The sequence below is a fragment of the Micromonospora matsumotoense genome (assembly GCF_900091525.1).
Classification (GTDB): Bacteria; Actinomycetota; Actinomycetes; order Mycobacteriales; family Micromonosporaceae; genus Micromonospora; species Micromonospora matsumotoensis.
This window is the reverse complement of sequence record NZ_FMCU01000015.1, coordinates 58619-82648: the sequence shown is the minus strand read 5'-3', so window position 1 is coordinate 82648 and position 24030 is coordinate 58619. Positions and strand designations below refer to the sequence as shown.

General features: G+C 68.0%; 18 protein-coding genes and 2 pseudogenes. 8 read left to right on the top strand and 12 right to left on the bottom strand.

Going from position 1 to position 24030, the window contains the following annotated elements; genetic code table 11:
* Positions 1 to 73 precede the first annotated feature (73 nt).
* Genes GA0070216_RS36215 through GA0070216_RS24600 form a run of 4 tightly spaced genes read left to right on the top strand, consistent with a single transcriptional unit; the run spans position 74 to position 5482 of the window.
* Positions 74 to 994: a hypothetical protein gene (locus tag GA0070216_RS36215; RefSeq protein ID WP_091250908.1), complete on the top strand. Its 921-nt coding sequence runs from the start codon at positions 74 to 76 to the stop codon at positions 992 to 994.
* Complete coding sequence (locus GA0070216_RS34720) at positions 991 to 2052, top strand: hypothetical protein (protein ID WP_176739123.1); 1062 nt, start codon at positions 991 to 993, stop codon at positions 2050 to 2052. Before GA0070216_RS36215 ends, GA0070216_RS34720 begins: the two co-directional genes overlap by 4 nt.
* Complete coding sequence (locus GA0070216_RS24605) at positions 2049 to 4571, top strand: DEAD/DEAH box helicase (RefSeq protein ID WP_176739122.1); 2523 nt, start codon at positions 2049 to 2051, stop codon at positions 4569 to 4571. Before GA0070216_RS34720 ends, GA0070216_RS24605 begins: the two co-directional genes overlap by 4 nt.
* The gene (locus GA0070216_RS24600; RefSeq protein ID WP_141723191.1) at positions 4568 to 5482 is read left to right on the top strand and encodes an exonuclease/endonuclease/phosphatase family protein; all 915 of its coding nucleotides are present in this window, start codon (positions 4568 to 4570) and stop codon (positions 5480 to 5482) included. The genes GA0070216_RS24605 and GA0070216_RS24600 overlap by 4 nt, the downstream gene beginning before the upstream one ends.
* A gap of 106 nt (positions 5483 to 5588) precedes the next feature.
* Here the strand turns inward: GA0070216_RS24600 and GA0070216_RS24595 are convergent, their stop codons facing one another.
* Together GA0070216_RS24595 and GA0070216_RS24590 are read right to left on the bottom strand one after the other, a co-directional pair.
* Positions 5589 to 6590 carry a hypothetical protein gene (locus GA0070216_RS24595; RefSeq protein ID WP_141723190.1) on the bottom strand — a complete coding sequence of 334 codons (1002 nt, stop codon included), beginning with the start codon at positions 6588 to 6590 and terminating at the stop codon, positions 5589 to 5591.
* A 344-nt stretch (positions 6591 to 6934) separates the two neighbouring features.
* A complete protein-coding gene (locus GA0070216_RS24590) occupies positions 6935 to 7297 on the bottom strand; it encodes a hypothetical protein (RefSeq protein ID WP_141723189.1) in 363 nt (120 codons plus the stop codon).
* Between the two features lie 326 nt (positions 7298 to 7623).
* Here GA0070216_RS24590 and GA0070216_RS24585 point away from each other — a divergent pair, with 326 nt between their 5' ends.
* A complete protein-coding gene (locus tag GA0070216_RS24585; protein ID WP_091250894.1) occupies positions 7624 to 9042 on the top strand; it encodes a helix-turn-helix domain-containing protein in 1419 nt (472 codons plus the stop codon).
* Positions 9043 to 9727: 685 nt separating this feature from the next.
* Here the strand turns inward: GA0070216_RS24585 and GA0070216_RS24580 are convergent.
* The 3 genes and pseudogenes from GA0070216_RS24580 to GA0070216_RS24570 form a co-directional block, all read right to left on the bottom strand.
* Positions 9728 to 11173, bottom strand: coding sequence for a Mur ligase domain-containing protein (locus tag GA0070216_RS24580; RefSeq protein ID WP_091250892.1), 1446 nt, complete (start codon positions 11171 to 11173; stop codon positions 9728 to 9730).
* A 601-nt stretch (positions 11174 to 11774) separates the two neighbouring features.
* Complete coding sequence (locus GA0070216_RS24575) at positions 11775 to 11972, bottom strand: hypothetical protein (protein ID WP_091251054.1); 198 nt, start codon at positions 11970 to 11972, stop codon at positions 11775 to 11777.
* Between the two features lie 177 nt (positions 11973 to 12149).
* A pseudogene (locus GA0070216_RS24570) lies at positions 12150 to 12608 on the bottom strand (transposase); the annotation flags it as partial.
* 50 nt (positions 12609 to 12658) lie between these two features.
* Between GA0070216_RS24570 and GA0070216_RS24565 the strand changes: the two are divergent.
* Positions 12659 to 14764 (top strand): ISAzo13 family transposase, encoded by a 2106-nt coding sequence (locus GA0070216_RS24565; protein ID WP_245722689.1) that lies wholly within the window; start codon positions 12659 to 12661, stop codon positions 14762 to 14764.
* Here GA0070216_RS24565 and GA0070216_RS24560 read toward each other — a convergent pair.
* From GA0070216_RS24560 to GA0070216_RS24550, 3 genes and pseudogenes are all read right to left on the bottom strand, one after another.
* A pseudogene (locus tag GA0070216_RS24560) lies at positions 14764 to 15525 on the bottom strand (IS256 family transposase); the annotation flags it as partial. The gene GA0070216_RS24565 and the pseudogene GA0070216_RS24560 sit on opposite strands and share 1 nt — an antisense overlap.
* A 353-nt stretch (positions 15526 to 15878) precedes the next feature.
* Positions 15879 to 16661 (bottom strand): transposase family protein, encoded by a 783-nt coding sequence (locus tag GA0070216_RS24555; RefSeq protein WP_091250888.1) that lies wholly within the window; start codon positions 16659 to 16661, stop codon positions 15879 to 15881.
* A gap of 155 nt (positions 16662 to 16816) precedes the next feature.
* Complete coding sequence (locus GA0070216_RS24550) at positions 16817 to 17203, bottom strand: histone-like nucleoid-structuring protein Lsr2 (RefSeq protein ID WP_091250886.1); 387 nt, start codon at positions 17201 to 17203, stop codon at positions 16817 to 16819.
* A 1032-nt stretch (positions 17204 to 18235) separates the two neighbouring features.
* Here GA0070216_RS24550 and GA0070216_RS24545 point away from each other — a divergent pair.
* On the top strand, positions 18236 to 18751 hold the full coding sequence (locus GA0070216_RS24545; RefSeq protein ID WP_176739121.1) for an RNA polymerase sigma factor: 516 nt from the start codon (positions 18236 to 18238) through the stop codon (positions 18749 to 18751).
* Entirely contained in the window at positions 18748 to 19728 is a 981-nt protein-coding gene (locus tag GA0070216_RS24540; RefSeq protein WP_141723187.1) for a hypothetical protein, read from the top strand. Before GA0070216_RS24545 ends, GA0070216_RS24540 begins: the two co-directional genes overlap by 4 nt.
* A 296-nt stretch (positions 19729 to 20024) precedes the next feature.
* On the opposite strand, the gene GA0070216_RS24535 is transcribed toward GA0070216_RS24540, so the two are convergent.
* The 4 genes from GA0070216_RS24535 to GA0070216_RS24520 all read right to left on the bottom strand — a co-directional run bounded on the left by GA0070216_RS24535 (position 20025) and on the right by GA0070216_RS24520 (position 23976).
* Positions 20025 to 20702 (bottom strand): GmrSD restriction endonuclease domain-containing protein, encoded by a 678-nt coding sequence (locus GA0070216_RS24535; protein WP_091250882.1) that lies wholly within the window; start codon positions 20700 to 20702, stop codon positions 20025 to 20027.
* Between the two features lie 197 nt (positions 20703 to 20899).
* Positions 20900 to 22072, bottom strand: coding sequence for an ATP-binding protein (locus GA0070216_RS24530; protein ID WP_091250880.1), 1173 nt, complete (start codon positions 22070 to 22072; stop codon positions 20900 to 20902).
* On the bottom strand, positions 22069 to 22860 hold the full coding sequence (locus tag GA0070216_RS24525; RefSeq protein WP_141723186.1) for a CBS domain-containing protein: 792 nt from the start codon (positions 22858 to 22860) through the stop codon (positions 22069 to 22071). The genes GA0070216_RS24530 and GA0070216_RS24525 overlap by 4 nt, the downstream gene beginning before the upstream one ends.
* A gap of 675 nt (positions 22861 to 23535) precedes the next feature.
* Entirely contained in the window at positions 23536 to 23976 is a 441-nt protein-coding gene (locus tag GA0070216_RS24520; protein WP_245722705.1) for an SMI1/KNR4 family protein, read from the bottom strand.
* Between the last annotated feature and the right edge of the window lie 54 nt (positions 23977 to 24030).

Genomic DNA, 24030 nt, shown 5'->3' with positions numbered 1-24030 from the left:
ACCCGGCCAGCCCTGCGGCACGGGTCGATCGCTCCTCCGTCATGTCCGGACAACCGACGATGAGGCAACAGTCATGACTCCACTCGACACGCAGAGCCTGCACCGGCGCAGGGGCAACCCGTGGCGTCCGCCACTGCTGGTCGCCCTGGTCGCCGTCACCATCGCCCTGACGGCCGTTATCGCGTACCCGGTCCGCACCGGAGGCGACCGCCTAGGCGCCGAGCCGGCGGTGATCCCCGCAGGCCTCAGCACCGTCCCCGGCGGCACGCCGGCCGCAGCCGTGATCACCGCACCGTGCCTCGCGCAGTTGGCCGACACGCTCGCCGCGGCGGCGAACGCCAGCCATTCGGTCAACGCCACCCCGGCGAGCCCCGCCGCGTACACCCGCACACACACTCAGTCCTGGGTCGCGCAGGACACCATGATCCCGTCGGGGACCAGCAGCCGCACGATCGTCATCACCGAGACGTGGCAGTGGCGGGCCGCTGACGGGTCTGGTCGCACTGTCAGCACCACACCCGGCTCCGCCGGCCACACCGTCACTGACCATCCCGCTGGGGGAATCCCCGCACCGCTCCCCGAGCCGACCCCCACCGACCCGCACACCCTCGCCACCCACCTCGCCGCAGCCCAGCCGCCCGAGATGGGCCCGCAGTGGATCATCCGCGCGGTCGCGGACGTGTATCTCACCCAACACCCCGCCCCGGCCACCCGGATCGCCCTGCTCCGGCTCCTCGCCACCGCCGAGGCCGTCGTCTGCCAGGGCACGGCCGCAGACCGGGCCGGCCGGGCCGGTATCGCCGTCGCCGTCGAGCACCAGCAGGCCCGCGACACCCTGATCATCGACCGGGCCGGCGGGGTCCTCGCCCACGAGAGCACCGACCTCGGCCCGCCACGCGGCATGGACAAGAACGCGCCACACCTGCGCTCATACACCCTCCTCGTTGATTGCTCCGACGAACCCACGATCGACACGGCACAGGCCACGCGATGACCCGAACCCGGACCGGCGCGTTGCTGCTCGCCGTGTCACTTCTCCTCACCGCCTGCGCCGGACCGCCCGTCGTGGTGAACCCCGCGCCGCCGTCTCCGACGTCGTCCCGGAGCAGTACCCCACCGGTCCCGGCCGGACCGGTCCTGACCCGTCTGGCCGGCACCCTCGGCGACGCACCCGCTGACACCACTCGTGGCGACTTCCAGTACGTCGAGCGTCGCACCTGGTACCGCGACGTCATCGGGCCGCCCGGCCCGACCGGGTGGCCCGAACGGGTCCGCGTCGACCAGCTGTGGCGTACCGACGATGCCGCCGACGGGCGGCTGGTCAGCGTGCACGTCGAGAGCGGAAGCTGCATCCCCGACGGCGGAAGCGGCAGCTGGGCCGGCCGGACCGGGGACCGGTTCGACCAGCCACCACCGAGACAACCAGCTGCCCTGCGTACCCATCTGCTCATCGCGGGCGGTCCCGGTGAGACCCGTCCCCAGGACATCGTCGGTGGCATCGCGATGCTCTACGAACGCCACGCGCCCACCCGCCCGGTCCGGGCCGCAGTCCTGCGGCTCCTCGCAGCACAACCCGGTCTCCTCGCGCAGACAGGCGTCACCGACCGCGTCGGGCGCCCCGGCATGGACGTCATCCTCCCGTACACCAACCGTTCCGGCGTGCCGTGGCGCGACATCCTCACCATCGACGAGCACAGCGGGATCCTCCTCGCCGCCCACAGCGTCCTCGCCGGCCCCATCCCACCCCAGGACCCGCGCCTGGGACCCGAAGCCACGGACATGATCATCGCCGAAGCCGCCGGCTACCGGCTCTACGTCGACAGCCGCCGCACCCCGAACACCCACACCCCGGCCGCCGGCTGCCAGCACCCCACCCTCCGGGCAGGCGCAGGACAACGCCTCGCAGCGGTGGGCGGGGACTACGCCCGTCCGGATCTTCGGCCCCCTGGCGGCTCCTCGCGCCCGGATCAGGGTGTCGACCCGGTTGCGCTGGGGCTGCGCAGTCCCCGCAACCCATCGGTCGGAATGCGCCGGAGGAGAGCACCGAGGTGAAGGACTCACTAGCAGTCGGGAAGCTGCCGCCGCTGCGGGACTACCAACAGGAGGCCGTAGAGGCGATCGTGAAGGGTCAGGCCGAGGGTGGTCGTGGCCAGTTCCGGGCCGCGTGCGGTAGCGGCAAATCACTCGTCGCGGTGCACGCTGCCGTACGGCTGTGCCCGACCGGGCTGGTGGTGGTGGCCTGCCCGTCGCTGCCCCTGCTCGCGCAGACCTTGACGGTGTGGGCCGCTGCCGGCATGGCGGCGCAGGTCCTCGCGGTGTGCAGCGACGACACCATCGCCGACACGGCGGTGCACACGACCGACCTTCACTGTCCGGTCACCACCCGGCCGGGCGAGATCGCGGACTGGGTCCGACGAACCCCCACCAACCGGATACGGCTCATCCTGGTCACTCATGCCTCCGCCGCTCTCGTGGGCGAAGGGCTGCACGCCGCCGACACCACCGCGAGTCTGTTGGTCATCGACGAGGCGCACCACACCGCCGGATGGCCCGGCAAACACGTCGCCCTCGTGCACCGTGACGAGCACCTGCCCGCTACCCGACGGCTGTACATGACCGCCACACCACGAGTGCTCAGCGCACGACGCCGCGCGGGCCGTGGCGGTGAGGACGTGTTGTCGATGGACGACGCGGACACCTTCGGCCCGGTCCACTACGACTACCCGTTCGCGAGCGCGATCGCCGATGGCTGGCTCGACGACTACCGCATCGTGGTGATCGGGGTGACCTCCGCGCAAGCGCTGACGACCCTGCGCCGCCTCGACCCCCACGCTGTCGTGCGTGCTGGGGCGGCGCCGCTGCGTACCGCGGTGGTGCAGACCGCGCTCGCCCGCGCCGCCGCCGAGTTCGGCCTTCGCCGGGTCCTGGTGTTCACCCCACGGGTGGCCCAGTCCCAGGAGTTCTCCCGCACTCTGCCGGCCACCCTGACGGCCCTGCCCGAGCAGGACCGCCCGAAGGGCCGCCTGACCGTCGGACACGTCGACGGCACCCAGACGATGACGCAGCGGCAGATCCACCTGGCCCACCTCACCGACCCGCCCGAGGACGGCTGGACCGTGATCTCCAACTCGCGGTGCCTGGGCGAAGGCGTCGACGTGCCCGCCGTCGACGCCGTCGTCTTCACCGCCCCGAAGGAGTCCGAGCCCGACGTCATCCAGGCCGTCGGCCGGACACTGCGCCGCAACCCTGCCGGGTCCGGCATCGCCACCATCCTCCTGCCGGTCCTGCTGCCTGACGACCCGGCCGACACCACCAGCGACCTCGCCGCAGACCTGACCGAGTGGACCACCCTCTTGCAGGTGTTACGCGCGTTACGGGCGCACGACAACGGTCTGGCCGCCGACCTCGACCACCAGCGCACCAAGATGTCCACAGGCGCTGCGGCGCTGCCGCCGCGGCTGCTCGTCCGCCTTCCTGATGGCTATGCCTCCGAGGATCTGCTGCGGGCACTCACCGTGCGGGTGCTGGAGGAGACCACCTCGGAGTGGCTCGTCGGGTACGCCGCCCTACGGGCCTTCCACGCCGACCATGGCCACCTGCGGGTGCCCGTCGGACACGTACGCCACGGGGTGCGATTGGAACGCTGGGTCGCCCGGCAGCGCGCCGAGTACGAGGCACGCCGGCTTCCCCAGGACCGGGTCCAGCACCTCAACGACATCGGCTTCGACTGGACACCCATGACGCGGGCCTGGGAACGGGGCATCGCCGCCGCCACCGCGTTCCATGCCGAACACGGCCACCTCGACGTGCCCACCGGCCATGTCGTCGACGGACTCGACCTCAACCTGTGGATAGGACAACAGCGCCGCTATCACCGCAAGAACACCCTTCCCGACAACCGGATCGCCGCCCTCACCGCCCTCGGAATCGACTGGACCGCCAAACAGCGCTCCTACGAGGTCGGCTTCACCGCCCTCCAGCACTTCCACACAACCCACGGCCACATCCAGGTCCCGTACGGCACGACCGTCAGCGGCATCAACCTCTACGACTGGCTCGCCGCCCGACGCACCGACCACCGACTCGGACGCCTCGACGACGACCGCACACGCAGCCTCGAAGCGCTCGGCATGCAATGGTCGATCCGCGACGCCGCCTGGGAACGCCACCTGGCCACCGCCACCGTCTTCTTCCACCGCGAAGGACACCTGCACCCCCGCAGAGGCCACCGCGAAGACGACATCGACCTATCCCGGTGGATCAACACCCAACGCATCGCACGACGCGACAGCAACCTCCCCCAGGACCGCATCGCTGCCCTCGACGCGATCGGCATGCGATGGGAGATCCCCAGCGGCTGGACCGGAGTACACCAGGTCACCGCCAGCCGAAGCAGCCGCACCAGCGGCGACGACGAATCCCGCGACGGCAGCGACCCCACCGGACCCCGCCCCGCACCGCGCCATCCGGGCGGGCCGGATCCACACGGGCAGCCCGGCGTCTCGCCCCGACCCGCGCGGCATCGGCACCAGCCCGCGCCATCCACCACTTTCGAAGGGACCCGCCCATGACGCGCCTGATGATCGCGACCTACAACTACGAGGCGGGCGGCTACCTCGACGGCACCTTCCACATGCGGTCCTTGCAACAGACGTTCGCCGCACTCGACGTTCCGCCCGCGCTCATCCTGTTCTGTGAAGCCAAGTACTACCGGCGAAACCAGCACGAAGGGCTACGCCTGGCCGAGAGAGCCCTCACCGAGGCCCTCCGTGCCCCCTACGCCGGGCTCCTTGGCACCAGCCAGCACGGGCCCATCCCACCTGCCATCTTCTACCACGCCGGCCTCGTGTCCCACCTGGTCTGGCCCGGCGACGACCCGCGAGATCCCGACGTCTTCGCCGACAAGCGCAATGTCGGCCGGTTCCGGGTCAACGCCACCGGGGCTGAGTTCGGCGCCTGGGTCGCCCACTTCAACTCCCGCAGCGGCGCCGCTCGCCTGGAAGAGGCGAAACTGATCGACCGCTACGGCAACGACCCGCTCCCGTTCATCGGGGGTGGCGACCTCAACTCCACCGCCAGTGGCCCGCATTTCCCCCAACGAGACTGGCAGGCCGCGGACCACCACATCCGCACGCACAAGGGCAAATGGATCGACGACGGTACCCCCCACGGACGCTGGGAAGCCGACACCGACGCCCTCGACCACCTCATCGGCCGGTGGGACCCGATCAACAACCGCCGAGGCGAGGGCGCCGGTTATCATGCCGTCGCCGAACTGGCCTGGCTCGCCAACCCTAACTTCGCTATCGCGCCCACCGTCATCGACAAACCCGGTGAAGGCGGCCACGACCTCATCGACTACCTCCTGGTCAACAACACCATGCGACCACACGTCATCCCCACCAGCTACCACGTCCACATCCCCGACGGGCCGCCGTTCCCCTCCGACCACCACCTCGTCACCGCCGAGATCGACCTTTGACCGACCGGGGTGGCAGCCCGGCACCCCTCTCAGGTCGGACGCAATTACCAACCCCCGACTTGCCTCGGCGCTTCGTGGCGGCGCCCGCCCCACCGCCTACGAGGTGTCAGGTCATAGAGGCTTGGATCAGGACCTGGACCAGGCCGGCAGTGTCGTTGAGTAGGACAGTGTGGTACCGCTGGTCGACCTTGCCTCGACGCAGTCGGTGGATCCACTGCTTCTCGGTGATAACCACATCGCAATAGACCGCCGCGACAGGGAGGGCAAGAATGTCGATGAAGTCGTTCGGCTCCCATTTCTGCTGGGTCTGTCGGTGCTTGGCGGAGCGCATAACGTTGGTGACGTACCGGGTGGGCAGGTCATCCATGAAGTTCATCAAATCCAGAACGGTGGAGCCGGAGACGAACTGATCGTACGTGAGGCCGATACGGTCGAGTGCTGCGATGAGAGCAGGTTGAATGTCGATGAAGTCAGTGCCGCGGACTACCTGCTCGATGGCGTCCCCTTGCAGGCCGTGCTGTGCGATGACCGCGGCGACAGTGTTCTCAAAGTTGACGAATCTCTGTCCGTGATCGGAAGCGGCGTGGTCAAACCCCAATGCGCGGAAGGTGTCGGGACCAGCACGGAGCAGTTGCTCTTCAATAGACTCGGTGATCACGTGTTCGAGCTGAGCTCGCAGCCCACCACCCAGTGACGCGCCACCGTCGGGTAGCGCGGTGATGTCGAGCTTGGGCCAGTTCATGCGCCCGCTGCCGATGTGCTGCATCCCAAGGCCGAAGATCCGCTGCCGGCGGGGGTGTTCTGGTCGGCCGCACCGACGTTGGAGAGCGAAGTCCAGTTCCTGGTCGAGGACTCCGAACGGGAGCGCCATGGCATGTTGGCGCGACAGTTCGCGCATCACGTCTACGACCTCGTTGCGCGACCGGTCGTTACCGCGTTTGCTGGTCTCCCAGTACCGGTACATATCGAGTGGAAATGACACGGTGCCTGACGTGACACTGGCACGGGCCAGTGCCAGTACATCGCTGAAGCGCTCGCCAGCAGGATGACCACTCGCGGCGCGGGCAAGGTCGATCCACTTGTTCTGGTCGAGATAGATGCGCAACACGGACCTACTCTGCACGGATGGCTATGGTGTCGCCAACCAATTTGCCGAGACGTTCGGCGTGACTGCCATTGCGGGTGTCGCCGACCGAGCGACGCGCTGGGCCGTCGCGGAGACTCCGCGGCAGCGCGGATTCGATGTCGACCGGTTCACGAGATGGACTTCGCTGGTGTACGCGCGCTGCGGTCGGCGACGACATCCGTACATCGGATCCGGATCCGCACGTCGGCGTGGCACCACGTCGAGCGGCATGCCAACAATCGACCGCACCGCCGAGCGTGGGACCGCGCGCCGGTGGCCGTGCCGGCGATGTCGCCGGCACGGCCACGGGTCGCTGACGGAGCCCGCTATGCGGTGACGCCGGTGCAGCGCTGCCCGATGAAGGTGGCGTAGTCGTTCTCGTACCACTTCACACAGGACAGTGTTCCACTCGGCACGTAGTAGTCGATGCCGATCGAGAACCAGGCTTCGGCGAAGTTGCAGCCGGCCCGCTGCTGCCAGGTGATTCCGTGGACCGTCCCGTTCGGCAGGATGAAGAAGAACCAGGTCGCGTAGTTGCAGATCTGTCCCGGCAGCACCTTCGACCGGGCGGCCCGGATGCCCGTCACGTGGGTGCCCGAGCCGTAGGTCGTGTTGTAGAGGATGCCGTTCGACACGGAGATGGAGGTGGTTGCGGTGGCGTGCGCGGGCTCGGTGATGCCGACGCTCACGCCGGACGCGAGTAGGACCGCCAAGGCGAGAGCGAGCACTCGCCGGACGCGTCCGGTCCTCAACCGGCGCCCGGTGCCGGTCGCGGTGGGACCGAGGTCCGCAGGGTGGACTGGGCCGTCGTCGTGGTCGCTGCAGTGACGACTGCTGACGGTGGTTGTCATCTCACTCCTTATGAGCTGGTCGTGCTGCCATGAAGCGCCGGACAGGCGGGTCATGTGCTGATGCATCTGAGGATCGCGACTGCGGCCTGGCCGGGCAGGGTTCTGGGGAGTTTCCGTGAAGTCGCGGTTGCCGGACCTCACCACGCCCAGCGATCGTGGAGGGTGTGAACCACGACGACGATCCGGCCCGCCTGCGCGGACGGATACTGCGGGCGTACCGGCTCCGGACCGAGGTGGCGGCGAACGACCTCGCCACGCGGATCGGCGTGGCGGCCAACGTGCTGTCCCAGTGGGAGTCCGGTGTCAACGTGCGGCGGGCTGCCCGGCAACGCCACATAGCCGAGGACGTCGCAACGGCGTTGCGGTTGTCTGCCGACGATCGCGACGCCTTGCTCGGCCTCTGGGCGGCGTCCGGAACCATCGCGCTGGCCCCTCGCCCGCAGTGGTCGCACAACTACCCGCCGGGTGGGGCACCGGCGTGGGTGTGGCTACGCCGGCCACTGGAGCACCGGCCGGGTCGGCGCGTGCACCTGTGGTACAGCGAGCCGCTGCAGGTCACCATCGGCGGCGACGACATCCCGGCCGGTGGCCTGATCCTGCAGGCCCCGGCGTCCTTCCCGAACCCGCCGTTGGAGTGCCGGTTCGACGAGCCGGGCTGGGCCTCGTTCGGCATCGGGATCGTCACTGCGGACATCGCCGAGCAGCTCGACGTGCGGCTCGTCGAAGCGCGCGATCTGGCCGGTACCCCGCAGCCGCGGGTGGATCCACGGCTGCGGCCCGAGGACGAACGCCTCCTCGACCGGGCCTTCGGCATGCTGCGCCGGCTGGCCGAGGGAGCCGGCGTCGCCTGGGCGCTACTGGCCCCCCACGTTGGCATTGCCAGCCCCGCTCACCCACCGCACCCGCGTCCGCCCGATGCCGACCAGGGCTGGCTCGCGGCGCTGCGCCAGGACCCGCAGGGCCTAGTCACGCAGCCGTTGACCAACGGAGCAGACCTGCGCGCGCTGCGCGGTGCGCTGGGCCAGTCCAGGGCCGACACCGCCGCCGCGGTCACCGACCTGGGCGAGGATGCGCTCACGGTGAAGAGCCTCGAACACTGGGAGCTCGACGGCCGCCTTCCGGCCGCTCCCAGGATCATCTCCCGCCTGGACACGGTTCTGCAGGCCGACGGACACCTTGGCATTGAGCGCACCAGCACTTCCGCGGCGGCCGCCCCGGACACGCCGGTCGTCTTCCCCGCCTACTGGCGCGGACCCGTCTGGGTCCAGCTGATCGGCCCGGCAGCGGCCGGGGACGACGAGGAGCTCACCGCCATCGAGGTCCTTCTCCTGCGCTGGCCGCCGTGGCAGCGACGCCAGGAGGTCCGTTCCGGCGACGTGCTCACCACCCGCTGCGCGGGGACGAACTCCGGGCCGCTGTCGATCCACCCACCGGCCGGCTGGGGCTTCGCCGCGGGAACCGGCCACGTCCCCGGGGCCATCGACATCAACCACGGCTGGCATCCGGTAAGCCTCCGGGCGGCGTCCTGGCTGATCATCACCCATATCCGAATGATCCTTAACGCCCGTCGACACCGCGGCTGAAGCGGACCCGGCCGTGACCGCTGTGTGACGAAGGCCCGCCGGGCGAGATCGCCGCCCACGTCGCCGGGGTCTGGGCCGCCGGCGGGCACGACGCGGAGGTGCTGGACGCCCTCCTCGGCCGCCGTCGGGCGCGGATCCTGCGCGAGCTCGACCGGCCGGCTCGACGCTGGAGATCGCGCCGCGGGTGACGACCGGCGCCAACGCGCCGACCGCCGCCCTGTGAAGCTGGGACACCTGATCGAGGCGGCGGCCGTGCACCGTCTCCGGGCAAGATGCCGTTACCACCGCCCCAGCCGGCCGGAGGACCCCACCATCAACGACGCCCGCAACGCCGCGTGCGATGCGCGCCGCGTGTCGCGCGTCGCACACGAAGGGCAGCGACGGCCGGCGACCGGCCGCGGTGCTCGGCGAGATGGCCGAATGGGTGAGCACCCGCCCCGCAGATGCAGCGGCAGATCGGACAGCGGGCAGCTGGAGTCGGAAACGGGTGACCGGTGGCGAATCGTCCAGAACGCCGACCAGCACGCCGGCGGCGTGGCTCGGGGCGGCGTAGCGGGCGTGTCCGAGGCGTCGGAGCGGCCCGCGCGACTGACCCAGCTCAGGGCGACCAACAGTGCGGCACTACTCACCCAGACCAGCAGAAGGTCGGAGTGCCCCGGCAACGTCACCCATGGACGCAAGGAGATCAGGCCGACAGCGTTACCTCGGATGGGCAGCTCAGTTTGTCCAGGATCGCCGCACTGTAGCTGGTCACGTCATCGGGTCCCATCGTCAGCACCACGTCACCGCGCCCGGCCATGCGCGTGATGACCCGGGCCGCCTCATCGGGCCCGGCGGGCAGGAAATAGGAGCCTTCGCGCAGCCGGGCCACGATGACGGTGGGATCCACCCGCGGATGACCGTCCGGCGGGGTGTCGTGCCCGTCGAGCAGCAGAACGTGGTCGGCGTGGTTCGCCAGGACCCGCCCGATCCGCTCCCCGAAGACCCCGACGCGGGCGTGTCCGGACGGCCGGAACACCACGAACACCCGCCCGAGAGCCAGGGTCCGCGCGGCCTCCAGGTCAGCGGCGATCTGGTGCGGGTGGCCGGCGCAGGAGTCGATCACCGTCACCCCGGCCCGGGTGTCGAGGTGCTCGAACCGCCGCCGGACCCCGGCGAACGTGGACACCGCCCCGGCCACCTCCGTGGGGTCCAACCCCAGAGCCACCGCACACGTCATGGCCGCCGCCGCGTTGTCCAGGTGGTGCACCGCCGGCGTCGGTAGAGTGAGCCGCACCTGCGCGCCGTGGGGCATCCGCACCACCGCGGACGCGCTCCAACCCTCGGCACACACATCCAGGAACCGGACATCCGCCGTCCGGTCCCGGCCGTACCGCAGCACCGTCAGGTCGGGCCTCTCGTCGGCGATGACCTCGGCGGCCACCGCCGCTCCCACACAGTCGGCGCAGACGACAAGGACGCCGTTCGCTGCGGTCCGGCAGCCGAACGTGACGTACTCGCGCAGCATGTCGGCGTGACTGATGGAGCTCTCCGGTTTGCCGTCGGTCACGTTGGTGACGACCGCGACCGACGGAGTGAGGAAGTGAAACGAGCGGTCCCGCTGGCTGGCCTCGGCGACGAGCAGTTCCGATCGGCCGAGGTGGGCTCCGGACTCCGGCCCGGTCAGGTCGGCGCCGATCAGGTACGTCGGGTCCTGCCCGAGAGTGCGCAGGATGTGCGCGAGCATGCCGGCGGTGGTGGACTTGCCGTGCGACCCCGCCACCGCCACCAACCGCCGCCCGACGGCCACCTGGTCGAGGACCTGCGCCCGCTGCACCACCGGGATGCCGGCGGCGCGGGCCGCCCGAACCACCGGCGCGATCTGCGCGACCGAGGCGTGCACGACACAGCTCGCATCCCGGATGAACGCCTCGTCATAGCCCACCTGCACCCTCACACCGGCCCTGCGCAGCGCCGTGAGGGTGGCCGAGTCGCACACGTCGCTGCCGCTGACCTGATGGCCCAGCTCGGCCAATAGCCGGGCAAGGCCGGACAACGCTGCACCACCGACGCCCACGAAGTGCGGGCGGGACAGGTCGAGGGGGCCGGTGTACGCCTCGATGGTGGGGTTGCCAGGGATCGCCTCGGTCATGGTGCCGCGTCTCCGTTCGGTTGAGCTGACAGGTTGGTGCCACGACCTGATACGACAGAGGTTCCCCTGCCTCACATCGGTCGGGCCCCTTGCGCGCGGCCGAGATGACGTCGGGTCACCATCTCAGCCGCGCGGGTCCATCGCTCCGCGTCGGCCCATCCACCGGCCACACCTGTGTAGCCGCCGCCCCGCCTGCCATCCACGGTGAAGACTTCTCCAGCGCCTATCGCCGAGCGGTTCGACAACGAACCCGGGCACCTTCCCGAGGGGATCTACCGGACAGTCAGATGCCTCCTGCCAGTGCAGTCCCCCGACGCGGTGTCGAACAGAGCCGACAGTCGATCTCGACACTCCCGGGTGAAGCGCCTACCTCAGCCTGGACTCACAGATGCAGCAGAACGGGCGCGACGAGCACTAAGCCCAGGGCCTGAGCGGGGCGACGACGACCACGACGGCTTTCCACCCAGCGCGAGACTGCGCAGGATCAGGAACAAGAAGTCGAACAGTCACACGAGAAGGACAGAGAGCAGGACCCGCTCGACCAGCCCCGACGGTCCTGTCGTCGGCATACCCCGCAGGAGGAGGTGGTTGACGCATCCCGCTACTCGCAGCGGTCTTCGGCGCCCCGACCAAAGGCCTCGCAACAGTCAGAGCGGTGCCGGTACACCCGCAGGTCGCGCTCCCGCAGGTGGCCGAACTCCAGCGTGATCTCGTACAGGCAGGCCCGCCACGCGACGATTTCGCCGCCGCCGGGCACCACCTGCCCGTCACCGGGCCCGCCGCGCAGCAACACCTCCATCCCCTCGACGGTACGCACGCGCCCGAGCCCACGATCCCGTATTCGACGAGGATCCCGCCACACGCTCGGCGGCCAACGCACCGCGACACCTCGCCGCCGCCAACTCACCGCCGTTCCCAGTCCACGAACTCTGCGCGGGAGTGTCAAGTTAACGGCTGATCTTGGTTGTTGAGGTGGTCAGTGGTTGGCCGGGGTGAGCCGGCCTTCGAAGGCGATCTGGAAGGCGTTCAGGGGTGCTTTCCAGCGCATGGTCCACCGCCGGCGGCCGGTGCCGGTCGGGTCGAGGCTCATCAGCGCCATGTACACGCACTTGAGTGCGGCTTGCTCGTTCGGGAAGTGCCCACGGGCCCGGACGGCCTTGCGGATACGCGCGTTGACGCTCTCGATCGCGTTCGTGGAGCAGATGACCTTGCGGATCTCGACGTCGAAGGCCAGGAACGGCACGAACTCCGCCCAGGCGTTCTCCCACAACCGGACGATCGCCGGGTACTTGCGACCCCAGGCCTCGGCGAACTCGAGGAACCGCTCGGTCGCGGCGTCCTCCGTGGGTGCGGTGTAGACCGGCTTGAGCGCCTTGGCGATCTTGTCCCAGTCCTGGCGGGCCGCGTACCGGAACGAGTTGCGCAGCAGGTGGAGCCGTCAAGAAACAACCTGTCGCTTCCCGATGCTGTCCTCGTTGGACTGTTGTGGCGATTGTGGATGGTGTGCTTGCTCAGCTTGCGGCGCGTCTCGACGCGTTGTTGCCTCATCTGGACGAGCGACAGCGTCGTTTGCTGCTCGGGGTCGAGGCCCGGCTGCTCGGACACGGTGGGATTCGCCTGGTAGCACACATCGCCAGGGTCAGCGAGACCACGGTGCGCCGGGGGGTTTCCGAACTGGATGGTGGCGGCGAACCGATGCCGGTTGGGCGGGTCCGTCGGGCCGGGGGTGGCCGCAGTCGCGCTGAGGAGCGTGATCCAGGGCTGGTGCCGGCGTTGCTCGGGTTGGTTGAGCCGGACGAGCGGGGTGACCCGTGTTCCCCGTTGCGCTGGACGACGAAGTCGTTGCGTAACCTGGCCGCCGAACTGGGCCGGCAGGGCCGAATGGTCTCGGCGATGACAGTCGGACGGCTGTTGAAGGCCAACGGGTTCAGCTTGCAGGGCACCGCCAAGACCCTGGAAGGTGATCAGCACCCCGACCGGGATGCCCAGTTCCGCTATCTCAACGAACAGGTCAAAGACCATCAGGTTGCCGGGCAGCCGGTGATCAGCGTGGACGCGAAGAAGAAGGAACAGGTGGGGCTGCTGCCGATGGCCGGGCGGGAGTGGCGGCCATCCGGACAGCCGGTCCAGGTCGAAGACCACAGCTTCTTCGCCGGCCCACGAGTGGACACGGTCATCCCTTACGGGATCTATGACATGACCGCGAACACCGGATGGGTCAACGTCGGACTCGACCACGACACCGCAGCGTTCGCGGTCGCCTCGATCCGGGCCTGGTGGCAGGCCAGAGGCCGACTGGACCACCCGCAGGCCACACGCCTGCTGATCACCGCGGACGCCGGAGGATCAAACAGCTACCGCTACCGGCTCTGGAAAGCCGAACTGGCCGCGTTCGCCGCCGAAGCTGGCCTGATGGTCACGGTCTGCCACTTCCCGCCGGGCACCTCGAAGTGGAACAAGATCGAACACGGCCTGTTCTCCCACATCACCACGAACTGGCGAGGCCGCCCGTTGACCAGCCACGAGGTCGTCCTCAACACGATCGCCGCGACCACCACCCGGACCGGGCTACGGGTCGAGGCCGTCCTCGACCACGGCATCTACCCGACCGGGGTGGCCGTCAGCCGCGACCAACTGCAGGCCCTGCCAATCACCCCGCACGCCGAACGCGGCCAGTGGAACTACAGCATCGCCCCGACCGGCGCCAACACCGCGCCGCCGTCCGCCGACCAGCGCGCCGCAGCCCGCACCCAAGCCCTGCAACTGCTCGCCGACCCGCGGCTGACCGGCATGAGCACCACTGAGCTGGACGCGCTGCAGGCCCAGCTGGCGCCCGCCCAGGCAGCCCGCAGGCAACAGCACCGCTACGTGCTGCGCGGCGGCCGGTGCGTGGCCACCAACGGCCGCAGCCGATCGCTGCTGCGCGACGCCGACGAGACCCTACTCACCGTCCTCTACCTGCGGCAGGTCTGCCCGCAAAAAGTGCTCTGTGACCTGCTCGGAATCAACCCGGTCACGATCGGCCAGGCCATCAAGGCCACCCGGCAGCTCATCGACGAACAGAAGATCACCATCACCCCGACCGTCGTGCGCTACTTCACCCGCGCCGAGGACCTACGCGCCTGGACCACCAACACCGGACCGGCTACACACCCGCCCACCCGCTACCGGCTGACCGACCCGCGACTGACCGGCATGACCCGTGAAGCGCTGCACACCCTGCTCGAAGAACTGATCGTTCCCTACGCCGCCGCGATCGAAGAACGCCGCCACCGCCAACGCGGCGCTGACCGACGCCTGGGCACCCGCGCCGGGGTCTTCCGGCAGAAGATCACCGACAGCGACCGGATCCTCGCCACGATCCTCTACCGACGTCGAGTCAGCGGCCTCAACACCCTCGCCGAACTGTTCGACGTCTCCCGCAGCACCCTCCGAAACGCCATCAACGACGTCCTGCCCATCCTCGACGACCGCCGCACCACCCTCACCCCCGCCAAGCACCAGTACGCCACCCCCATCGACCTCCTTGCCTCCGTCGAACACCCACCGACCAGAATCCCAGAGCCGCGAAACCTGCAGGTTGTTTCTTGACGGCTCCGGTGAACCACACAGGTCTGCACGATCGTGCGCGGCCAGACCGTCTCCACCGCCTCGGGTAGGCCCTTGAGCCCGTCGCAGACGAGCATCAGCACGTCGGCCACGCCGCGGTTCTTCAGCTCGGTGAGCACGTGCAGCCAGTGCTTCGCGCCTTCACCGCCGTCACCGGCCCAGATCCCGAGGATGTCCCGGTGGCCGTCGACGGTGACCGCCATGGCCAGGTAGATCGGCCGGTTCGCGACCTGACCATCCCTGATCTTGACGTTGATGGCATCGATGAACACGACCGGATACACCCGGTCGAGAGGCCGGTTCTGCCACTCGGCCATCCCGTCGAGGACCTTGTCGGTGATGGTGGAGATCGTCTGCTTCGACACCTCGGCGCCGTACACCTCGGCCAGATGGGCGGCGATCTCCCCGTGCGTCAAACCCTTGGCCGACAACGACAGGACCAGGTCGTCGACCCCGGTCAGCCGACGCTGCCGCTTGCGCACGATCTGCGGCTCGAACGTCCCGGCAGCGTCGCGAGGGACCCGGATCTCGACCGGGCCGACGTCGGTGAGCACTGTCTTGGTCCGGCTGCCGTTACGGGTGTTCCCGCTGCCCCGACCGGCCGGGTCGTGCTTGTCGTAGCCGACGTGGTCGGTGATCTCCCCGTCCAACGCGGACTCCAGGACCCGCTTGGTCAGCTGCTGCAGCAGCCCGCCCTCACCGGTCAGCTTCAGCCCTTCACCCCGGGCCCGATCGACCAGCATCGCGATCAGCTGCTCGTCCGTGACCGCACCGGTCGGCTCCACAGCCGGCTGCTCGATGGTGATCTCGGTCGTCATCTGGCGTCTCTCCCTTGATCGGTCGATCAGCCGTTAGTTGTACACACCCACCTGCGCTGGTCGATCGTCTCGAGGTGCGACCTTCCCAGTGAGCGGAGTGCGCCGGTATGCGGACCGCCGGTGATCTCCTACCACCTCCGGACGACAATCGGCATGAGTGTCGCAGCATCAGACGCATGCTGCTCCCGCCCGGCGGCGCATGCCGGAAGCAGCCGGTGGGCTCTCGTTGGTGTTGTCGTGCTGCGGTGGAAGGCGTATGGCGGCTGACTGAGCCTTTTTCATCCTGCGTAGCGGTTGGTTTCGACGTGGTGCAGCACGAGGATCGCCTGCACGATTGGGGTCGCGCGGCGTGGGCAGCAACGCAGCTTGACCAGGATCTTCCAGGTCTTGAGCGTGGCGATCGCCCGTTCGCCGCGGGCGCGGATCTTGGCGTGAGCCCGGTTGACCGCCTTCTGTCGGCGTGACAGCTTCGGCCGGAAGCGGCGTCGTTTGAACGGGGTGCGCACGGTGCCGCGGGCGCCTTGGTAGCCCTTATCGGCGAAAGTCGTGACGTCGGCGCTGGTCAGGGCCTCGATAATGCCGTGATTGCGGGCGGCGGTCAGGTCATGGGTGGCGCCGGGCAGTGCTGGCGAGGCCCACACCAGGCGCCCGAGCGCGTCGGCGATGACCTGCACGTTCACGCCGTGGCGCTTGTGCTTGCCGGAGTAGTAGGGCTTCTGGTCGGCGACGCGGTCGATCGGGATCAGGGTGCCGTCCAGGATCGCGTACGCCAGCAGCCGGATGCGCCGCATGGCGGTGTCCAGGTCCTCGGCGGCGGCGCTGAGCAGGACGATCGCTTCCTGGACGTAACGCCAAGCCGTCGCGATGCCGATCTCGAAGCCGGCAGCGAGGCGGGTGTAGGTGTCGCCGTTGCGCAGGTGAGCCAGAGCCAGTAGCGCCTGACGGCCGGGGTTGAGCCGTCGCCATCGGGATTTGCGCTGCTGGCGGTGACTGCGGATGCGGTCGGCGAGGTGGTTCAGGGCCCGGCTGGACAACGAGATCGTGGACGGGTAGGACCGCATGGCGAGGCTCCCGGTCGGGGCATCGGGTTTTGGTCGATTTGCTGTCCTACCTGGAGCCTCGCCCTCATCGATCACCGGCCCCTACTACCGGGGCTGACCTGCAAGATCAGGTTGAAAAAGGCTCACTGTGTTTGTCGTACGTATGGCGGTGAAGGTCAGCGGCCGGCCTTGGAGTGGTATTCCTCGACGATTTCCTGGGGAATGCGACCCCGGTCGGAGATGTTCTTGCCGGCCTTCTTGGCCCAGTCCCGGATCGCCTTGTTCTGTTCCCTGTCGGTGGTGACGCGGCTGGGGCCGTTGATGCTCCGCCCCGCAAAGCCTGCCGCGCTCCCGCGGGCGGCCCGGCTGTCGACGGCTACGCCCCCGCGGCCGACTCTGGTGCCGTGAGTGGTGTAGCGGGCCAAGACGCTGCGGAGCTTTTCGGCATTGAGAGCCGACAGGTCGATCTCGTACCGCACCCCGTCGAGCGCGAACCCGACCGTCTCGTCGGCGTCCCCGCCATCCAGGTCGTCAATGAGCCTGTGGATGATCTGCTTGGCCATGCGCACATTCCCTTCACCTCGTCTACCTGCATGAACTACAGAACAGTAACCCGCACAACACTCATCACAAAAGTGGGGTCCATCAGCTTGCTTACCCGCAGGCACTCTCGTGCCGATACGTGAACGAGCCGCCTCCCGTTCTCCCGACATTCGCCCGTCCCGGCGGATACGCGAGCGACCACTTTGAGTAGTCGCCGATGGCGCATGACGAGGAAGGGTGATCGGTTGCGGATGGCGCAACTTCCGGGCGCTGCACTCGGCGGTTCTGTACGTGCGAAAATCCAATATCGTCTATATCACTCCTATTCCGGTTCGGGCATGCCCGTACACGACCAAGGCATGAGGGCGGACATTACGGTGCGGGCCGGCTCTTGCCATCGGTCAGGTCTCGAAACGGTTGACGGACGGGCCTCGTCTCGTGTGGAGTTTGTCAATCGCCGCCCCTGCGCCTACCCGGAGTTGGGGCTGTCGGCGACAGGGCGCTCCTCAGTGCCTGACCCACCCTGGCAATTCTGGTACTGCGGCGGGTCACGGTGTCGGCTCACCCACCCCTCGCTCGGCCGAAGCGCCGCCGCATGACGGTGCCGGTGAACGGTTCGGTCGGCGGCCGCCCAACGCGGGCAGCTCCTCCACGCACTCCCAGAAGGCGGATTCTCTTCATCTACGCCACGAGAGGTTCGGGGACCTCGCAATGGCCTGGCCGGAAGCCTTCCAAGCCTCCATCGGCGGGCGTCAGTGGGGTCGGGGTCGCAACTCATGATCATCGCTTTCTGTTACAGCAAGGTCACGATTCGTCAAGCCATGTAGACCTCGCTACCGATTGTGAGCCTCTTCTGGGTAGCGACGATTCACGTCGTTCACGTCCCCGAGGAGGATGTCCGTGCGTGGTAAACCGTGGTGCGGCGGCATGCACAGTGCGAAGCAGTGCGCCCGTCTCGTTGCCGGCCACGACTGGCGCAGGTCATGCCGGGGGCTTCAGCGTCCGGACCAGATCCGTCCGGAGTCTGGTGGCGCGGGCGCGGGATGCGGAAGGTGACCAGCGATGAGGCGAACGAGCAATTCATCTCCTTCTACACAGCGTGGCGAGGGAAGCTGTTCAAGGCGGTGGCGGCTTGGACCGGCGACCGGCACGCGGCGGAAGACGTCGTGCAGGAAGTCATGATCTTGGTGCGCCACTACTGGGGCCGCTACAGCCGACCGGAGATCCTCATGTACCGGCTGGCCCGCCAACAACTCGCCCGCCGGGTTGCTGCACCCATGCAGATGGACTCGTTGGAACAACGCCAGGAGGCAGACGACCTGCCCGCCGGTCCCGCTCGCGACCTGGACCAGCAGCTGGATCTCCTCGCCGCACTACGTCGGCTGCCCACCCGACAGCGGGAGGTCGTGGTGCTGACCGAACTATGTGATCTCGACCAGTCCGCCGCCGCGGAGATCCTCGGCATCAGCGTGTCGGCACTCAAGACCCACAAGGCCCGCGGGCTGCGCACCCTGCAGGAGCGGCTGGCCGGCGCCAGGGCCGACACCGAAGGAGGGAACAGCGCGTGAGCATCGCAGACGACCTGAAACATGCGGTAGACACCTGCCTCGGCCCCCGATCGACCCGCAACACCTCTGTGGAGGCCCGTCGGGTCCTGCACCTGCACGCGCGGCGCGCGGCCGACCCGCGTCAGTGCCGACAGATGGACGACACCATCGCAGACGCCGAACTCGGCACCGCCGCCTACCTGCTCGGCATCCACTACCAGATTCACGGACGGCGGGACCAGGCCGAGCACTGGCTACACATCGCCGCCGCCCGCGACGTCGCCGACGCTGCGGTACGCCTGGCGATGCTGCTCGAGTACCGCTCCGTCGTCACCGACAACACCAGTATCGACACCCCATCGACAACCGAAGGCGACCTGACACGGGCACGCCGCTGGTACCAGGCCGCCGCGAAGGCCGGCTACCGCACCCACGACGCCGGCGACCCGACGCCTCTTACGCCGCTGGCATTCGACTGCTGCCCGGCCGTGGCCCAGGCCGCCGGCATCGAGACAGCCGACGAGATCATCAGCGCCGCCCGCCGTCAGGCAGCGTTCCTGCTGCGCCAGGCCCGCGCCGACGTCAAAGTGATCATCGACGCCGCCCGCCACGAGGTCGACGACCTCGCGCGACAACGCGCCGAGGTCGAGAAGCAAATGCGGCTCCTGCAGCACGTCGTCACCGACATCGCCGCCACTGAGACCCAACCCCGACGACGCTGGCGACGCCTCCTGGCCAGAGGCAACACCCCCACCCCCCGCACCGTCGAACCCGATGCGTGGCAACAGATGCGCGATCACCTACGCGCGCACGACAGCACCCCACAACGGCGCGCGGTCCGCCGGTCGATGATCACCCGGATCATGACCCTCCTGAAACTCGGAGACGCCATAGAACTGGATGTCCTCGACCTCGACATCGAGACCGAGGACGCAGTCCCAACGTCACGCCACAACTGGGCGCGACCAGACGCGCCGATACGAGCCCGCGCGGGGTGAAGGCGCACCAGACGGCGGCACTGGCCGGCGGACCGACGGAGCGGTATCGAGCAAGACCCGATGATCCACTCGACGATCACCGGAACAAGCGCGGGTCCACTGCATTAGCAACACCGTTCCATCCCGCCATACCTTCCCCGCCTCGATGAACGGGCACACCCCCCGGATCCTCTGGTCCGAGCCCTCCTGCGGGCTTGAACGTGCTACAGCCATGCCGGGGCACGGGCTATGGGCAATCTCTGACGTCGGCAGTCCCCCGCAGCGGGCGACTGCCGACGTCAGGATGTGGGGCGGACTCAGGAGGAGCAGGTGTTGAGCATGCTCTGCAGCGCCGACTTCTCCGACGACTGCAGGCGCAGGCCCCAGGCGTACTTCACGGTGATCCACATCTTGCTGTAGGTGCACCGGTACGACGACAGCGGCGGCTGCCACGTCGACGGGTCCTGGTCTCCCTTGGACTGGTTGACGTTGTCGGTCACCGCGATCAGTTGCGGGTGAGACAGGTCGTTGGCGAAGCTCTGCCGGCGGCTGGTCGCCCAGGAACTCGCGCCGGAACGCCACGCCTCGGCAAGGGGGACCACATGGTCGATGTCCACGTCCGACGCGGCGGTCCAGGTCGCCCCGTCATACGGGCTGTACCAGCGCCCCGAGGTGGCCTGGCACGAGGAGTTGACCACGACCGACGTGCCGTCGCGCTTGAGGACCTGCTCCCGGGTGTCGCAGCTGCCGCTGATGGTGATCCAGTGGGGGAACAGGTCACGGGAGTAACCGCTGGTGGAACCCTCGCTGGCGACGGTCAGGGCGTTGAGCTGCGACTGTGCCGTCGTCTTCGAGGGGATCCCCGGAGGCGTCGCCGTCGCGGTCCCCGCGATGCTGGCCGGGGATGCTGCGCCGATAAGCGTGGCGAGTGCCAGCGTCACGGCGCGCACACGGGGTCGCGCGAGCCCGGGCGTCTTCGTGGTCGGTCGTGCCATGCCATGCCTCCAGATCACCATCAACAGCAACTGAACTCACCATCATCGATGAATATGGCGGCGGGATGGCATTGCTGTGAAGAGCCGGAGAGATCGGAAGCGCCCCGTCTGTGCCTCACCAGCCAAGCGGGTCATACCGGGTAAACCGGCGTCAGTCGTGCTTAGCTAATGCAACAGGGTCGACCAGCTTCGCTGGTTCAGTTTCCGGCTGCTGTGGGCGGCTCATCGGTAGGCAGAACTACGCTGCGAGTCATGCCGGTGCGCAGCGCACTTAAAAGCCACGCACGCTCGGCGTCGCTTCGCGGTCTGGTGAAGTACACCAAGGTGGCGGCTTGTAGCAGTGGCTCACCTACCTCCAGACCGCTGGGAGTGGCAACGACGACGGGGGATGGGCTGCGGTCGGCCGCCACGGCTGGTTCCTTCGGCGGATCCTGCAACGTCCACTCAGTCGTCCGGATCCCGTGGGCGGTCAGATGATCACGTACGTACTCGACCTCAGCACGCAGGGGGCCAGTCACCACGATGACGGGGCCGAACTGACGTCTGTGTAGGACCGCCTCTGTCATCGCTGCCAACCGTGGGTCTGGGCCGAGGCCTTCGAGAGAGTCAACAAGGCTCCATGCCATATCCACGCGACCCAGGTCGTCCCTGCTCGGTTCCTGCACCCCGCCGATCAGCTGCATTAATGCCGAGTGCAAAGCAGGTCGGCTGCGGACGACTTGTCGCCTGTCCAGCAACATCGCCGCCTGCTGAAAGACGGAACGTTCGCCGAGGCTGAGCGCCACCACATAGTCCTCTGGACTGACGTGCCGGTTGTCGCTCATATCGATGGCCTCGGCCGACGTGAGTTGCACCAGTGCGGGATGCTGAAGCCATGGGGGCATGCGCCCCCGTGAGATGTGGTCAACCACGATTGTCTGCCGAGCCCGGTCGACGATGCTCCTGACGGCGGGCAGCGTGGCACCGTCGGGCCTGGGAAGGCCGTCGAGGAGGAACAAGGCCAAGGGAAGCGACTGCAGCGCGAGCCGCACAGGACCCCGGCGGACGCCTACCGTGGTCGTGAGGAGAACCCCGTGGTTGTGCTGGGACTCGGCCGGTGACAGGCTGGCAAGTTCCAACGCGAGGTCAGAGTCTAGCTCGTGTACCGGTGCGTCGCCGTGGTCTCCCAGCACGATGGCCCACTGTTTGAGTAGTTCGCGACGCGAGGACACCACCAGGACGAAACCGGACTCAGCGGCGCGGGCGATGAAGTCCGCCAGGATCCGCGTCTTACCGGAACCGGGGGGTGCGTGTAGCACTATGTGGCGGGCGTCGCGGACGCGGTCCAACCGCTCGGCGAGCAGGATGTGAGCAGGTGCGCGGCCGATCATTGCACCATCCTGACCCTGCGCCGCAGCCACACACGGGCATTCATGACAAGGTCAACCTCATCCGGTGTCACCGCGTCGCGGAAGTGGAAGACCTTGTTGCGGACATCCCGGACGGGTTCAAGCATGGAGAAGACCAACTCGCGGCTGCTACCGAAGGTGCGGCTGAAGACCCGGCCGAAGCGCTCGGGGCTGTTGATGACGGAGATCAACTCACCGAAGGTCAGATCCTCCAGGCGCGCAGCGGCGGTACCGTTGCCGTCGGTCGGCCGAGCGGCGACAACAAGCGCGCGGAGCTCGTCCTCGGTGGCGCACGCCCGTTGCGCCAGGTAACGAGTCGCCAATTCGACATCGCGCACGATCATGAACTGCCTCGCCGCGGTCCAGAGGTAGCTGTTCACGTCGGCGGCGGTGACGACCGCAAGCAGGCGCTCCTCATCGCCGACCAGGACCGCCCCCTTCTGATGGAGCGCCTCCAGTGCGTCTTCGACCTCAGAGCCGGACCTGACGAAGGCCAGGTCCTCAAGGAAGTCGCCGACGGGGTAGGACAGGGGACTGTCCTGCCGGCGTACGATGCCGAGATTCAGCGCGAGTGACCGGTAGCTGAAGACGCCCACCACCACGCCGTGAGATGTCACGGGCACCTGGTCGAAGCCACGATAAGCCATCATCGTGAGCACGTCCGAGACCGACGTCGCAATTTCGACAGTGGACACCTCCTGGTCGGTCGGCACCACCTGGCCAACACGCAGGAAGTTGTGCTGCGGCGTCATGCGGCTCAGCCGTGCCACCTCCCCGGCAACTCACTGCTTCGGCACCGAGCCTACTGGGAGAGAGGACCTCGTTCAGCCCCGGCTGGGTCGAGCTGCTCGCAGTCGCCCCCGAGGGATTCTCGACAATCTCAGGTGGTCAGCGATAGCAGCGCCGTGCCGGGGCAGGTCCCCGATTGGCCGCTATCGGCTTGGGTGAGGCGAATCTTGGCCAGCACGGGGATGAGCTGTGGGCTGTCGGCGCGCTGTCCGACAGTCACCATTCAGGCCAGCGGTAGGCCGGAATACCCCCACGTGCGTGGGGAGGACACCCCACGCACGTGGCCCTCGGACCACCGCTGCAGGAACACCCCCACATGCGTGGGGAGGACACCCCTCGAAGGAGGCTGTCGTGTCGATCATGACCGAGGAGCGGGCCGTTGCGTCTGTGTCGCCGGTGGCGGTGGACGGGAAGAAGGACGAGTTCGGGCCGGACGACTGGGGGCTGGACATCAGCTTCGTCGAGTCCGGCGAGGGCGTCGACAAGCTGATCTACATGACGATGCAGAGCCAGCACTTGACGGCAACCGTGACGGCAACCCGGGCAGAGCAGGACAGCCATCGGCACCCCGCCGTCACGCAACGCGATCGGCTTTACCCGAACACGAGAGCGAGTCAGCGACGCAATACCACCCGATCTTGCCGCCAAACCGGGCGCTATTCGCCACCCCCATCAGCAAAACGGTCACAAGTTACTAGGAGCTCCACGAACTTCCTGAAAGAGTCGGCAATTCGCCGAGGGATACGGTCCTCATCGATATATACGACGGCGGGATCGCCTTGAGGGCCAGATCTAGAGTAGTCAAGCATAACCGCATCATGACCCGCCGAAGGCATATCACAAATGACAACGCCGACATCCGGATAGCCCCACTCGGCAATCATGTCAGCACTTCCCAGACCAGAGTTCGTCTCGATTCCCCACTCTCCACCGATTCCACGAATTGCGCTGATCTGAATGTGGTCGGGCATCCAGGTGGTCTCGAATTCAGTCGGGCAGCACCGGTTCCTTGGAACCCCGCCGTTCCTACGGTACAGCAGGTCAATGTAGGCCTGAGGAAGCCGCACACCAAGGAGATACTCGGCCCGCTGAACCATCGAGGGCTCCAGTTGTGGGCCAGTATAGTAGTCGTCTTCCTCGAAAAGAACGTT